Here is a 14,289-nt window from a genome sequence, read left to right on the forward strand (position 1 = left end):
CCCGACCGCTACCGTGCAATACAAGCGCTACTACAAGGAAAAGGGCCTATGCGCGTCTTGATCTGTGCAGGTCGTCATTACGCCGACACCAAGCTGTCCCGCCAAGTACTGGATGCCTACCACCGCCTGCGCCCGGTGCAGGTGTTGATCCACGGCGGCAACCAGTTCCTGGGCAGCGATATCGAGGAATGGGCGCGGGAACTCGGCATCGACGTGGTGCGCTACCCGCCCAACTGGCAACACCACGGCAAACAGGCGGAACGCCAGCGCAACCATTTCATGCTCACCGACAGCCGCCCCGACGTGGTCATCGCCCTGCCGGGTGGTGATGACACCTCGGAGCTGGTCTGCCAGGCCAAAGCCAGCGGCATTTCGGTGCTGACCGTAGAAAGCTGAATTCAAGCGAGGTGCCTCATGCACAAAAAACACATCCCTCGACGCCCGGACGGGTTTGCCAAATACCGCGCGCGCAACCATCGCGGCCCTCGGGCCACGCTGTTGCTGCTGCCCCCGGCAAAACGCCGTGCGTTGCAACGCAACCTGATCTTTATCGGCATAACCCTGGCGATCCTGTTGCTCATCGCCGTGCTCTCCAAAGCCCAGGCGGCAGGCGGGTCTTATACGGTCGACGATGGCGCGATCAATGCGCCGGGCGAATGCAACGTCGACGCCTGGTACACCGCCAACCGCCACGATGGCGGCACCCACAACGCGACCCTGTCACCCGCCTGCACGTTCAGCGCACTGCCTTCGGTGCAATGGGGCGCGGCACTGTACCGGGCCACCACTGGTGGCCCGGGTGAAACCCAGGTCAACCCGCAACTCAAGGCGCAGCTGTTGTCGAGCGAAGCGTTGGGCCTGGAAATGGCGATTGCCGCCGGGGCGCACTTTGCCCTGGATCGGCGACACGGGTTTGACGGCGCGGACTTCAACGTGCCGCTGACCTGGCAATCTTCGCTGCCCCTGCGCCTGAACCTGAATGCTGGCTGGAGCCATGCCTACAACGACGGCGATCAAACCCACCGCCTGACCTGGGGCGCAGGCTTCGAATACCCGCTGGCGCAGTCCCTGACGCTGATCGCCGAACGCTACGGCCAGGCAGGCGGTGACCAGGCCTGGCAGGCGGGGCCGCGGTTGCATGTCGGGCCGTGGGTCGATGTCGACCTGGTGCTCGGGCGCAGCCTGATCGGTGAGCGTGACCAATGGCTGACCACCGGCGCCACAGTGCGCTTCTAGTCGCTGGCAGCGGCGCTGCTGTCCACCCGCCTGCCGGAACACCATGACCGTCGGGCGGGCACACCTTATGATGGCGCCACCGCGCCGAGGAGGAATCACCCCGTGGACCGTATCGAACAGATTGCCCTGATGGCGACCTACAACCAGTGGATGAACCGCAAGGTGTATGACACCGCCCACCAGCTCAGCCATGCCGCGCTGATGGAAGATCGTCGGGCATTTTTTGGTTCGATCCTGGGCACGCTGAACCACCTGATGTTGGGCGACACCGTGTGGCTCAAGCGCTTCGCCCAGCACCCGGCAGGCTATGGGGCGCTGGCACCGTTAACCGCCATCGCCACCCCCACCGACCTCAAGCAACTGGCCTTCGCCAACCTGGGTGAACTCTGGACGCGCCGCGCCTGGCTGGATCAACTGATCATCGATTGGGCCGGCACCCTGAAAGAAAGCGAGCTTGACCAGCGCCTGCGCTACCACAACATGCGTGGCACCGCCGCCGACAAGCCGTTTTTTGGCCTGCTGGTGCACTTTTTCAATCACCAGACCCATCACCGGGGCCAGGTGACGACACTGCTGACCCAGGCGGGGCACGATGTGGGCGATACAGACCTGCTGGCGCTGATCGACTGAACTCAGCGGGCGCTGAACTCGGCATAGGCTTGCAACAGTCGGGGGAAGTCTTGCGGGGCCGGCAGTTGCGCGAAACTCTCACGCGCCGGGGTAGACGCCCACGGCAGCTTTTCGCTGGCCCAGGTCTCCATGAAGGGTACGTATTCCCGGGCGTTATCCAGCAAGCTGGCGCGCACATTGACGAACTCATCGATGCCGTGGGGCCGGGTAAACAGCCAGCTCATGCAATGGGGGCAAAAGTAATGGCGGTCCACGCCATGCAAGCCGCCGATCACCGGGCAACCCTGGGTCACGGTGAATGCGCTGGCGGGAATCAATGCACTGAGGGAGAACGCGCTGGCGGTCATTTTCTGGCACCCGGTGCAATGGCACGCCATGGTGATCACCGGTGGCTGGCTCACGCTGAAGCGCACCTGGTTACACCGGCAACTGCCTTCCTGGGGCAGGTTGTTGATGCTCATCACTCATTCCTTTTTATGATTGGGACCGCGCCAGGGTAGCGTCCCACCATAGGGTTGAACAGGTGTGCGGCGTAAAACGAACGCTGTTGCGCGCGCTCGCGTGTCCCTCATGGCTCAACGCTGAACGCCCGGCCGATCGGGCTGTTGTGGCGAGCGGGCTTGCCCCGCGTTGGGCTGCGAAGCGGCCCCAATAAGGCCACCGCGTTTATCCAGGTATATTAAATCGCCAGGTTTTGGGGCCGCTGCGCAGCCCAACGCGGGGCAAGCCCGCTCGCCACAACAAGCCTGCCCTCAATGATCGTTGGACACCCGCCTGGTGCGTGCCTTGTACACCGGCAGCGCGGCGGCATACGCCAGTGCCTGTTCGCGGGAATTGAAGGACGCCAACCGGTCCTTATGGGTACAGACCCGCCACGGTCCGAAGTTCACCTGCACGATATCGTAGCCATTCAGATGCAGCTTATTCAGCATTGGAGCGCTCATAGTCACCTCGCTTTCCTGAGATTTCCACGCAGTACGCGCCCTACCTTACACCCACATCCGCGGGCGTGGCCGACCGCATGTCGCAGCGCCCGGCTAGTCCGTGGGCAAACCCCATGCCTTCAAGTCGACGGCCTCCAGGCTGTGCAGGCGCCGGTCGGCGTGGAGGAACTTGTCGTCGGCCATTGCCGGGTCCGGGATGGCCACCGCGTACATGCCCGCCGCTTTCGCCGCGCTGATACCAAACGGTGAGTCCTCGAATACCAGGCAATCGGCCGGCGCAACCCCCAGGCGTTGGGCGGCGACCAGGAAGATATCCGGTGCCGGCTTGGCAGCGCCGACCTGCGGGTCATCCGCCGTGACGACCGCATCGAACAATTCGAACCACTCACGATGCCGGGCAATTTTCAGGTCGAAATAATGCCGCGACGAACTGGTCCCCACCGCAATCGGAATGCCCTTGGCCGACAGGTGACGCACCAAGGCTTCAGCGCCGGCCATGGCCGCAGCCTGGGGGAAACGCTCATTCATCAGGGGCGTGCGCAGTTCCAGGAACGCTTGCGCGCTGATCGGCAGTTCCAGCGCCTGCACGATATAGCTCGCCAGCGCGTATGCGCCCAGACCGATGGTGTGCTGCTTGATACTCCAGTCAAACCGCCGGCCACCGAAGCGGTCGGCAATCAACTGGGTGACTTCGGTGTAGATGCCTTCGGTATCGAGCAGCAAGCCGTCCATATCGAAAATCACCGCCTTGATCTGTGGTGCAGTCATCAGGGCTCTCCTCACGTTCGGCCAGCGTAGTGGTCGATCAGGCGGTTGAGCAGAATCGCCAGCACAATGATCACCCCGGTGATCGCCATCTGATAGAACGAACCCAGCCCGAGCAAATTGAAGATATTGCGCAGCACTTGCAGCAGCATCACCGCCACCGCCGTGCCGACCACGCTACCGCGCCCTCCGAACAGACTGGTGCCGCCCAGCACCACGGCAGCGATGGCGTCCAATTCCAGGCCCTGGGCCGCCGTGGGTTGGCCGACATGCAGGCGCGAGGTCATCAACAGCCCGGCGAACGCAGCCAGCCCCCCGCAAATGGCGAACACCGCAATGGTCACCGCCCGCACCGGGACACCGGACAAGCGCGCCGCTTCCAGGTTACCGCCCGTGGCAAGCACATACTCGCCAAACACCGTGTAGCGCAGCACCAGCCAGGCGATGAGCGTGATCAGGATGAAGATCAGGCCCAGCACCGGAAACGCGATGCCGGCACTCGGCAGGATGTCGATCATCGATGAACCAAACCCGGTGAAGCTTGCCGGCAGCCCGCCAATCGGTGCGCCATCGGAGGCCAGGAAGGTCGCACCGCGCAACGACACCAGGCCGGCCAGGGTGATGATAAAACTCGGCACCTTGCCAAATACCGTCAGGCTGCCCATCAAGGTGCCTATCGCCAGACCCACCAGCAACGTCGCCGGCACTGCCAGCCAACCGCTGACCTGTTGCTGCAACAGCACCGCCACCAGGATGCCGCCAAAGGCGCACAAGCTGCCGACGGACAAATCGATGTTCGCGGTCAGGATGACGAAGGTCATGCCGATGGCCACGATCCCCACGATCGCCCCTTGCTGGAACAGGTTGGCGATATTGCCGAAGGTCAGGAAGTCATCGGACAAAAACGTCGCCACTGTCACGGCGAACAGGAAAATGAACACGAAGTTGTAGCGCATCACCCATTCCAGCACCGCACTGCGTCGGCTGGGCGTCAGGGCCATGGGCTTGTCGAAAACGGGTGTCGGGTTGCTGGCAATAGTCATGGTTCTGCACTCTTTACCGTTCAAGGATGTCGACCAATAAGGATGGCCTGGTCGATCTGGTCACGGCTGGCGCTCAACGGGTCGAAACACACCGCGTTACGCCCTTCGTGCATGACCCAGATCCGGTCACAATTGACGTACAACTCATCCAGCTCACTGCTGGCGACCAACACGGCCGCCCCCTCCTGCGCGAGGCTGCGGGCCAGGGCGTAGAGGTCGGCCTTGGCGCCGACATCCAGGCCACGGCTGGGCTCGTCGAGCAGCAACAACCGCGCACCGTCGATCACCCACTTGGCCATGACCACTTTTTGCTGGTTGCCGCCGGACAACTGGCGTACCGGTTGCTCCAGGTTGTCGAGCTTGGTTTGCAGGCGTTGCAGCACCGGGCCCGCACGGTCCTTGGCCTGGCGATGGGAGAACCAGCCCAGATGCCGCGCATGCACCAGGCAGGCGTTGCGGTAGATCGGCGCGTCCAGCAGCAGGCCTTCGGTCTTGCGGTTTTCCGGGACCAGGCCGACGCCCTGGCGAATAGCCTGGCGTGAGGTCAACGGGCGGTAGGGCTCACCGAACAGTTCGACATCGCTGTCGGTACGGCCCACACCGAACAACGCCTTGAGCAAGGTGCTGCGCCCTGCGCCGTTGAGCCCCGCCAGGCCGACAATTTCACCTTGGCGCACCTGCAATCCACGCACATCCAAGCCCTGGGCACCCTGCAAGCGACGAATATCCAGGGCCAGCGCCTCGCGCGGCGGCTGGCGCGGGCTGCGCTCCAGCAGGTCGCGATGTTCGCCGACCACCGCGGCCACCAGCGCCTGGTCATCGATCTGCGCCAATTCATAGGTGCGCAACGTGCGCCCGGCACGTAGCACGGTGACCCGGTCGCCGATCTCGCGAATCTCATTCAAGCGATGGCTCACGTACAACACCGCGACCCCGGCGGCAGTGATCTCGCGGATCACCCGGAATACCTGCTTGAGTTCGGTTTCGTTCAGCGCGGCGGACGGCTCATCCATCACCACGACCTTGGCCTCACAGGTCAGCGCCCGGGCAATGGCCGCCAGTTGCTGGTTGGCAATCGACAAGCTGCCCACGCAGTCGGTGCTGGAGAACGTGGCGCCGACCCGCACCAGCGCAGCCTTGACCAAGGCACTGCGCTTGCCACGGTCGATCATGCCGAAGCGCCGTGGCGCGTAGCCGAGCATCAGGTTTTCTTCCACGGTCATCTGCGCGATCAGGTCCAGTTCCTGGTAGATCATGGCGATCCCGGCCTGGCGCGCCTGCTGCGGGTTTTTCAACTCGACGCGCCGGCCGCCGATGAACATCTCGCCAGCGTCCGGCCGATGGGCGCCGGCGACGATCTTCAGCAGGGTGCTCTTGCCCGCGCCGTTGGCGCCCAGCAGGCAATGCACTTCACCGGGGCGCACATCGAGGGACGCGTCGGTCAACGCGATGACATTGGGTGGAAAGCGTTTGCTGACATGCTGAATCTCCAGCGCCAAATCATTCATGATCCTGCTCCAGCAAATAGCGCGCGGTGCCAGCGTCGGTCGCCAGCACATTGACGTAACCGGCCTTGACGCTGGCATGCACGATGCGATGTTTGTGGCCCCCCACGCACACGGCTATCGACCAGGCTTTGTCGCGCAGCGCCGACAGGCGCAGGCCAAGGGTACGGGCATCCAGTTCGGGCATGACCGGTTCGCCGTCCATGCCGATAAACCGGCCCATGATGTCGCCCACCGCACCGAGGCGCTCAAGTTCCTGGAGCAAGGGACGGTCGATGTAGCCCGACTCCATCAGCACCGAATGGTCGGACAACTCGCCCAGGCTGAAGCAGGCAACTGGCGCCTGCTCGCCCAAGTGCATGACCTGGGCGATCACCGGGTCTTGTTCCAGCGCTTCCCGGGTATGGGCGTGCCCCAGGATGGCCGGCACGGGCAGCAAGGTGGCCTGGCCACGCGCCGCCTGGGCGAAGCGTTCGGCCACGTTATGGCTGGGTTCGCCGACCGAGCGCGTGTTGATCGCGCCATTGAGCAGCACCACATTGACCCCTTCGTTCCAGCGCGGCACCAACCATTGGGCCATCTTGGTCAGGGTGCGGCCCCACGACACGCCGATCAGGGCAGGCATCGGTTGCAGGGTGCACAGGTAGCGCGCAGCAGCCTGGGTCACGACATTGAGTGCATCGTCATCGTCGACCTCCAACACCAGCGCCTCGCGCAGGCCAAAACGCTTTTGCAACGCCACTTCCAGCGCCGGCACGCGGGCCGAGCGGGCCACAATGTCAATGCGTACGACGCCGCAGTCGCGGGCCTCGCGCAGCAGGCGGCTGACTTGCCAGCGGGTCAGGCCGGTTTCACGGGAGATGTCGCTCTGGGTCTTTTCCAGGTCGTAGTACAGCTTGGCGACTTGCACCATCAGGTCATCACGTTGGGAGTCCGCGGTGAGCTTGGGCGGCAATGAATCGGTGCAGGTTTGGGTGCTCATGCGGCCGGCCTTACGCCGAGCGTGCGGTTCGCCGGCGGTTTGCAACTGATGGGCGCCACGCTGTCCGTGGCGGCGCGGTAACGGCCAAGCAATTCGATGTACTGCTCATGGGCGTAAGGGTCGGGCTCGATCAGGCGGCCGACGGTGGTGAAGGCCGTGGCGGCTTGCTGCAAGTCACTGAATTCACCGAGGGCGCAGGCCGCCGCCGCCGCAGTCCCGATCAACGTCAGGTTGTCATGGGGGACCATCTCGAACGGTACGCCGGTGGCATCGACAGTGGCTTGCAACCACAGCGGGTTTTTCTGGAAACCGCCGGCAGCGACCACGCGGGTGATCTCAATGCCTTCACTGCGCCAGGTGTGGAAGATGTTCGCCGAGCCCAGGGCAATGGCTTCCACCGAGGCGCGATAGAGGTCGTGGCGGTCGTGATTGAGCGACAGGCCCATGATCGCCCCGCGCATGTCCGGCGAGCGATACGGCGTGCGGTTGCCCATCCAGTAATCGAGCACCAGCAGGCCGGTGGAGCCCGGTTGCAGGGCAGCGGCCTGGCGGATCAATTGCTGGTGGCCGGCATCGTCCAGGCCGAACATTTTTTGCGCGAGCCAGTTGAGAATCGAGCCAGCCGAGACTTGCCCGCCTTCCATCAGCCATTGGCCGTCGAGCAAGGCGCCGGGGTAAGGCCCCCAGATACCCGGCACGTCGATACGCTTGGGGGTATGCATCAGTTGCACCACGGAGGTGCCGCCGATAAACAGCACTTCACCCGCGCCCGTGGTGCCGGCGCTGAGCATGGCCATGTGCGCATCGATACCGCCCTGGGCCACCAGGGTGTCGCGGCTCAGGCCCAGGTGATTGGCGGCCTCTGCGGTCAACGGACCGATTCGCCCACCGACCTTGATCACTTCCGGCGGCAGCTTCTGTGCGAGTTCGGGAATGCCCAGGTCGGCGTACAGTTCCACGGGGAAACGCTGCTGCAACGTGTCGTAGTTCCACTTACAACTGGCGTTGAGTTGAGAGGCAACCCAGCGCCCGGTCAGTTGGTAATTGATCCAGTCCACCGCTTCGCAGATTCGCGCCGCGCGGCGGTACACCTCGGGTTCGTGCTCAGCCAGCCACATGGCCTTGGGCACCAGCCACTCCACGGCGTCCCCCCCTTGGTTCATCATCGGGTGGCTGATCCGGGCGCTGCGCGCCGACTCAACGGCCGCGCGGCAATCCATCCATAACAAGGCCGGGGCCAACGGTTCGCCGTCCGCCTGGGCGGCCACTACCGTGGACGCAGTGGTCGCGACACACACCGCGGCCACCGGTAGATGCCCGGCCTGGGCCATCAATTGCCGACAGGCTTTGCCCAGCGCGGTCCACCAGTCAGCCGGCGCTTGTTCAGCCCAACCCAATTGCGGGTACTGCGTGGCGTAGGCGGCCTCGGCCACCTGTATCAGTTTATGGCTGTGCAAGTCATATAGCCCGGCACGCACCCCACCTGTTCCGAAATCCAGTCCCAACAACAACGTCATCGGTAGTCCTCCTGCGTCTTGTGCCGCCGACGCTTTTTGTTTTGAGCCCTGCAACCACCTGCATTGCAGGGCTGGGCGAATCACAGCCTAAGCCTTGGATCAGGGGCGGAAAATCACCTTGGCGGCCACTTCGCTGCGGTCGGCGTAACGCTTGAACATGGTGGGCAACTCTTCCAACGGCAAGTCGTGGGTGATCATGAATTGCCACTGCAATTCACCCGACGCCAGCTTGTCGATCGACGCGGTCCACTCGTCACCGGGGAACGGCGCCGAGAAGGAGTTCCACGCGCCATGCAAGGAAATTTCCTGGCGCAGGAAGTGCGAAAAAGTCGCGGTGCTGATCGGCACTTCGCCCGTTGGAATGCCGATAAATACCACGTGCCCGCCGGCCTTGGTCAGTTGTACCGCCTGGTTGATCGAGCTCGGATGACCCGCGGCTTCAACGACCAGTTGGCAGCGCGGCAACTCGACATCCGAGGCACCGCTGAGCAAGGTGTGGGTCGCACCGGCCTGGCGGGCCATGGCGAGTTTCTCTTCGGCGATATCGATGGCGACGATGTCCTTGGCGCCCATGATGCGCAGCCACTGGATCACAAACAGCCCGATCGGCCCGCACCCCACCACCGCGCCACTCTGCCCGGCCTTGAAATCGGCTTTCCAGATGGCGTGCAGCGCAATCGCCGCCGGGTCGACCAGGGACGCGGCAATCGGGTCCATGCCCTTGGGCACTTTGATCAGGTTGCTCAGCGGCACATTGACGTACTCGGCATAAGCGCCATCGCGGCGGCTGCCAAAGTAGTCGTACTGTTCGGAGCGCGACGGAAAGCCACGGGCATACTGGTCGCTGGTCACGTCCGGGATCATCGGCGGCACAGTGACCAATTCGCCAATGGCGTAGCCTTCGACGCCACTGCCGATTTCTTCGATGAAACCAGCAAACTCATGGCCGCAGATCAGCGGCATCACATGGGCGCCCTTGCTCAGCATCCGCGGGATATCCGAGCCGCAGACCCCACAGGCCGCTACTCGAACCAAGGCGTGGCCGGCCTTGACGGCAGGTTTTGGAACATCTTCGACCCGGATATCACCCGGTTTGTACATGACGGCAGCTTTCACAGTGAAATCCCCTGTTGGATAGGCAATGCAGCGGTGAGCGCTTCAGAGTGCGCCGGGACGGTATTCGCCGAAGGTGGCGTCGTGCTTGATCTGGGCCGCATCGGCCTGGGTCACGACTTTGGTGCCGGCGTCGACGAAGGCCGGGATGGTCTTGCCGGTGACCAGGCCACGCGCCGCTTCAATCGCGACTTCGCCTAGGTAACGCGGATCGTTGAGGGCGGTGGCGACGTATTGGTCACCGTTCTGAATGGCATTGATCGCTTCCGACAGGCCATCGACGCCCGCGACCAGTACGTTTTTCTTGCCGCTTTCATTGAGCACTTGCAGGGCGCCCATGGCCATATCGTCGTTGTGCGCGATCACGGCCTTGAGGTCAGGGTGGGCCTGCAACAGATCCTGCATCGCCGTCACCGCATTGGCGCGCATGTATTCGCTGTAGGGGCCTTCGATAATCTTGAAGTCGGTGCCGGCCAGCGCGGTATGAAAGCCCTTGCGCCGCTCTTGCATCACGGTACCGCCGGCATCGCCCTGGATCTCGATGACCTTGCCGCTGACCACGCCTTTTTGTTTCAGCGCGGCCACCAGGGCTTTGCCGGACAGCTCGCCCATCTCGGCATTGTTGCGACCGATGGTGGCGGCGACAGGCGCGTTGATCGCGCGGTCCACGGCGATCACCGGGACCTTGGCGCGCTTGGCGGCATCCAGCGAGGCGCCGACGGCGTCGGGGTTGACTGCATTGATGATCAGGACGTCGATCTTGCGGGTCAGCAGGTCCTGGATATCGTTGTTTTGCTTGCTGATGTCGCCATTGGCGTCGAGGAAGATCAACTCGTCGCCATCTTTCGCGGCGGCCGCCTTGGCACCGTCACGCAGTTGCACATAGAAAGGCGATTGGAGGGTGACCTGGCTGAAACCGATCTTCAGATCCTTGGCCTGGGCATTCAACGCCAGTACCGAGGCCGCGACAGCCAGTGCAAGGGACAGCACCTGAACAGGTTTACGGGCGATCTGTAGCATGGTGATTCCTATTTTTATTGTTGTCTGGATTCGGGCACTGCCTTCAGCGAGGCAGTGCTCACAAATGTGAACAGCGATCACATTTGAAAAACTATGCCTTGCCCGCCAGGGTGTCAAGGCAATTTTGTTAGAATCCAAACATACGATAAATAAATCACAGCATCAGAATCGCCCCGGCCTCCTCGATGAGCTGCCGCTGCGCCACTGGCAGGCCAACGTCACTGATCACCCGCTGGAAGTCGGCCAGTTCAGCAAAATGCGCCGCACGTACCTGCTCGAACTTGGTGTGGTCGGCCACCAGCACACAACGCTGCGCCCGTGCCATGACCCGGCGCTTGACCTCCACTTCATTGAGGTTGTAACAGGTCACGCCATGCACGGCGCTCACCCCGGCGGCGGAGATAAATGCCCAGGCCACGCGGATCCCCTCAAGGATGCCCAGCTCGGCGCGACTCTCGAAGACCAGGTTGCGCCGATCCAGCATGCCTCCGCACAGGATCACCGTGCAGTGGGGCTTTTGCTGGAGTTTGAGCAGGACATTAAGGGAGTTGCACAGGGCGGTGAACTCCAGGTCATCGGGCAACGCGTCGATGATAAACGGCGTGGTGGTGCCGCAATCGATGAAAACGGTATCGCCCGGGCGCACCAGGCTGGCGGCCACGCTGCCGATGCGACGCTTCTCGACGAGGTTGCGCTGGTCTTGTTCGGCCACCTGGTAATCCGGCTCCGGCGCACCGCTGCGGGTGACATGCCCGCCCAGCAGGCGTAGGCCCTGGGGGCTGTCCACCAGGTCGCGGCGCACCGTCATTTCCGACACGCCGAGCAATGCCGCCATCTCGCGTAAATGCACGGCGGCCTCGCCTTGCAAGGCCCTGTGCATGGCTTTGAATCGTTCGCTTTTCTTTGAATCCACTGCGTTTTCACTCGGTTTGAACGTGGCCGATAGATAACAAGGCTCACAAATCCCATTTACAATGTTATTTATTTAACATTTAATGCATCCAACTTAACACAAACAGGCTTTTCTCAGCACCCTCCCCCACAGGACTCCGACCATGCCCCAAGCCCCCCTGTCCCTCGCTGCCTACATCGACCATACCTTGCTGACCGCAGACGCTTCCCAGACCAGCCTGCGCCAATTGTGCGACGAAGCTCGCCTGTACGGCTTCAAGTCGGTATGCGTCAACAGCGCCAACGTACCGCTGGCGGCCGAATGCCTGCGCGGGTCAGCTGCCCTGGTGTGCGCGGTGGTCGGCTTTCCACTGGGCGCCGGGCTGAGTGCGGCCAAGGCCTGCGAGGCACAACTGGCGATCCAGGCGGGTGCGCGGGAAATCGACATGGTGCTGAACATCGGCTGGTTGAAAGATGGCTTGCTCGACCAGGTGCGTGACGATATTGCCCAGGTGCTCGAGGCCTGTGGAGAGGTGCCATTGAAAGTGATCCTGGAAACCGGTTTGCTCAATGACGAACAGAAGATCAAGGCATGCGAAGTGTGCCGTGAACTCAATGTCGGCTTCGTCAAGACCTCCACCGGCTTCGGCCACGGGGGCGCCACCTTGGAGGATGTGCGCTTGATGCGCAAAGTGGTCGGCGCGGCGATCGGGGTGAAAGCCTCAGGGGGCGTACGCGACCTGGCAACGGCTCAGGCAATGATCGAGGCAGGCGCTACGCGCCTGGGCAGCAGCTCCGGGATAGCGATTGTCAATGGGGCCAGTGCAGTGGCCGACGCCTATTAAGCAAGACCCGCAAGCGCGAACATTCTCGCGCTTGCGGTAACGCGTCGGTTACTTCACTTTGCTGCTCAGGCTTTCAACGCTGCGTTTCAAATCGTCCAGGCTACGCTTCAAGGCGTCGATGTCACTTTTCTGCCGGTCAATCGTGCTTTTCTGATCCTGGATCGTGCTCTTGAGGCTCGACAGTTGGCTATCACCGGCGCTGGCGGCGGAACCGCCCTTACGCTTGAGCTCGTCGAGCTCGCGGCCCTGGCCCTCGACTTTGCTGGTCAGGCTTTGCAGTGCGCTGGTGCTACGCTTCTGCTCCGCTTGCAACGCTTCGATATCGCCCACCGAAAGGCTCGACGACTTCAACACATATTGGTTACCCGCCTCCATCGAAGTCGCCGTCAACCGGTCACCGGCCGACGCACTGAAATCCCCCCCACTTCACCGCACTCCCCGCCTGCATCGGGCCGACCACACCACCCGCCAATACCGCCACGGCGCCTATTGTCATCATCCAAGAACGCTTACGAACACGGAGCATCAATTGATTCCTTTCCGAACTGCCGGGATGGCATATCGCTATGACTGTCATTTATGAGCCTTGTTCCCGGGTCTCGCACGCCTTTTGCGTTGTTCGTGAAGCCTATGTAGATCACTGATCTATCAAGCTTTTTCATCCAGCCCTTTGCACAAGAAAGGTGCCCGGCCACCTTGCGCCCAGGCGCCTGGATCTATATATTCCCAACCCTGTTGCACCGCGCTACCGCCCGAATGGCGAAACTGGTAGACGCATGGGACTTAAAATCCCCCGCTCGTAAGGGCGTCCCGGTTCGATTCCGGGTTCGGGCACCATAGATATCAAGGGCTTGCATGATGAACTTCATGCAGGCCCTTATCTTTTGTGTTCCTCAATTTCAGGATCTGTCCCGCAGTTCCCTTCCCTGGCGTTCTGCCGACTCAAATCAACAGTTTCTGTTCTTCACCCGTACGCTAACGGAATCGCTGCAGGCAAGGCGTTCCTGGAGCGGTCGAATACCCCTCTGTCTCATGGATTGATCTTCCCCTCCCCGTTTTTCCCCATCTCATCAAGGCTGCATCCGCGTAGAAACAACCAGTGAGCCATTCGAGGCCAACGCACCATCCGTATCGAGCGAAGCGAGCGGGTGCACGAGGGGGCGCACTCCGAACACAATAATAAATTCGCGCGAGTCACTTTCATTATGAAATTCACCGTGCAATATTATTATCGTAATACTTAGCAACAAATCCCGGAGATCGTCATGAAGAAAGCCAGCTTCCAGTCCATGCCCTGCCCGGTCGCCCGTGCCCTGGAGCACATCGGCGATGGCTGGAGCCTTTTGATCTTGCGCGATGCGTTCTATGGGCTGCGTCGTTTCGACGAATTTCTCACGAGCCTGGGGATCGCCTCTAACACGCTGACTCGCCGCCTGAACACGCTGGTGGCCAACGGTTTGCTGGAGCGGCGCCCCTACCAGGACAACCCGCCGCGCCACGAATACCACCTCACCGAAGCCGGCCGGGACTTGCGCCAGGTGATTCTCACGCTGATGGCCTGGGGCGCGCGGCATGCCGAGGGGTCATCCAAGGTGTTTCTCGCCGATGAGGACACCGGGCGCCCCGTGAAACTCGCGTTGATGGATGCCAACACCGGCAAGCCCATCACCCGCGAAGACCACCGCGTGCATGTCGCCGCCGACGCCGAACCATTGAGCCTGTGGCGCGCGCGAACCGGTAGGGCCTACACCGCAAAAGATCAACTGGTCAGCCCCTTCCCCCACTAATACGCAATGAG

The 14,289-nt window shown here is 62.3% G+C and carries 16 protein-coding genes and 1 tRNA gene; 6 read left to right on the forward strand and 11 right to left on the reverse strand.

The window, feature by feature from the left end:
* Positions 1–48: 48 nt before the first annotated feature.
* The 3 genes from AB7933_RS18520 (at position 49) to AB7933_RS18530 (ending at position 1,866) form a co-directional block, all read left to right on the forward strand.
* A complete protein-coding gene (locus tag AB7933_RS18520) occupies positions 49–396 on the forward strand; it encodes a DUF2493 domain-containing protein (protein WP_024075671.1) in 348 nt (115 codons plus the stop codon).
* Between the two features lie 18 nt (positions 397–414).
* Complete coding sequence (locus AB7933_RS18525) at positions 415–1,236, forward strand: hypothetical protein (RefSeq protein ID WP_024075672.1); 822 nt, start codon at positions 415–417, stop codon at positions 1,234–1,236.
* A gap of 102 nt (positions 1,237–1,338) precedes the next feature.
* Entirely contained in the window at positions 1,339–1,866 is a 528-nt protein-coding gene (locus tag AB7933_RS18530) for a DinB family protein (protein WP_024075673.1), read from the forward strand.
* 2 nt (positions 1,867–1,868) lie between these two features.
* On the opposite strand, the gene AB7933_RS18535 is transcribed toward AB7933_RS18530, so the two are convergent.
* From AB7933_RS18535 to deoR, 10 genes are all read right to left on the reverse strand, one after another.
* Positions 1,869–2,327 carry a GFA family protein gene (locus tag AB7933_RS18535; protein WP_024075674.1) on the reverse strand — a complete coding sequence of 153 codons (459 nt, stop codon included), beginning with the start codon at positions 2,325–2,327 and terminating at the stop codon, positions 1,869–1,871.
* A gap of 291 nt (positions 2,328–2,618) precedes the next feature.
* A complete protein-coding gene (locus AB7933_RS18540; protein WP_041160947.1) occupies positions 2,619–2,810 on the reverse strand; it encodes a hypothetical protein in 192 nt (63 codons plus the stop codon).
* A 93-nt stretch (positions 2,811–2,903) separates the two neighbouring features.
* Positions 2,904–3,578, reverse strand: a complete 675-nt coding sequence (locus tag AB7933_RS18545) for an HAD-IA family hydrolase (RefSeq protein WP_024075676.1) — start codon at positions 3,576–3,578, stop codon at positions 2,904–2,906.
* 11 nt (positions 3,579–3,589) lie between these two features.
* Positions 3,590–4,618, reverse strand: coding sequence for an ABC transporter permease (locus tag AB7933_RS18550; protein WP_024075677.1), 1,029 nt, complete (start codon positions 4,616–4,618; stop codon positions 3,590–3,592).
* Between the two features lie 20 nt (positions 4,619–4,638).
* Complete coding sequence (locus AB7933_RS18555; RefSeq protein WP_024075678.1) at positions 4,639–6,126, reverse strand: sugar ABC transporter ATP-binding protein; 1,488 nt, start codon at positions 6,124–6,126, stop codon at positions 4,639–4,641.
* Positions 6,119–7,105 carry a sugar-binding transcriptional regulator gene (locus tag AB7933_RS18560; RefSeq protein WP_024075679.1) on the reverse strand — a complete coding sequence of 329 codons (987 nt, stop codon included), beginning with the start codon at positions 7,103–7,105 and terminating at the stop codon, positions 6,119–6,121. The genes AB7933_RS18555 and AB7933_RS18560 overlap by 8 nt, the downstream gene beginning before the upstream one ends.
* Positions 7,102–8,622, reverse strand: coding sequence for an FGGY-family carbohydrate kinase (locus AB7933_RS18565; protein WP_024075680.1), 1,521 nt, complete (start codon positions 8,620–8,622; stop codon positions 7,102–7,104). The genes AB7933_RS18560 and AB7933_RS18565 overlap by 4 nt, the downstream gene beginning before the upstream one ends.
* Before the next feature lie 99 nt (positions 8,623–8,721).
* The gene (locus AB7933_RS18570; RefSeq protein ID WP_024075681.1) at positions 8,722–9,738 is read right to left on the reverse strand and encodes a galactitol-1-phosphate 5-dehydrogenase; all 1,017 of its coding nucleotides are present in this window, start codon (positions 9,736–9,738) and stop codon (positions 8,722–8,724) included.
* 42 nt (positions 9,739–9,780) lie between these two features.
* Entirely contained in the window at positions 9,781–10,755 is a 975-nt protein-coding gene (locus AB7933_RS18575) for a substrate-binding domain-containing protein (protein WP_024075682.1), read from the reverse strand.
* 154 nt (positions 10,756–10,909) lie between these two features.
* Positions 10,910–11,668, reverse strand: coding sequence for a DNA-binding transcriptional repressor DeoR (deoR, locus tag AB7933_RS18580; RefSeq protein ID WP_041160948.1), 759 nt, complete (start codon positions 11,666–11,668; stop codon positions 10,910–10,912).
* Positions 11,669–11,810: 142 nt separating this feature from the next.
* Between deoR and deoC the strand changes: the two genes are divergently transcribed.
* Positions 11,811–12,491, forward strand: coding sequence for a deoxyribose-phosphate aldolase (gene deoC, locus AB7933_RS18585; protein WP_024075684.1), 681 nt, complete (start codon positions 11,811–11,813; stop codon positions 12,489–12,491).
* Positions 12,492–12,539: 48 nt separating this feature from the next.
* Here deoC and AB7933_RS18590 read toward each other — a convergent pair whose 3' ends face one another.
* Complete coding sequence (locus tag AB7933_RS18590; protein ID WP_236645984.1) at positions 12,540–12,881, reverse strand: hypothetical protein; 342 nt, start codon at positions 12,879–12,881, stop codon at positions 12,540–12,542.
* Positions 12,882–13,241: 360 nt separating this feature from the next.
* Here AB7933_RS18590 and AB7933_RS18595 point away from each other — a divergent pair.
* A tRNA-Leu gene (locus AB7933_RS18595) sits at positions 13,242–13,328 on the forward strand.
* 428 nt (positions 13,329–13,756) lie between these two features.
* The gene (locus AB7933_RS18600; RefSeq protein WP_024075685.1) at positions 13,757–14,278 is read left to right on the forward strand and encodes a winged helix-turn-helix transcriptional regulator; all 522 of its coding nucleotides are present in this window, start codon (positions 13,757–13,759) and stop codon (positions 14,276–14,278) included.
* Positions 14,279–14,289: the final 11 nt, after the last annotated feature.

This window comes from Pseudomonas gorinensis, assembly GCF_042015035.1.
GTDB lineage: Bacteria > Pseudomonadota > Gammaproteobacteria > Pseudomonadales > Pseudomonadaceae > Aquipseudomonas > Aquipseudomonas gorinensis.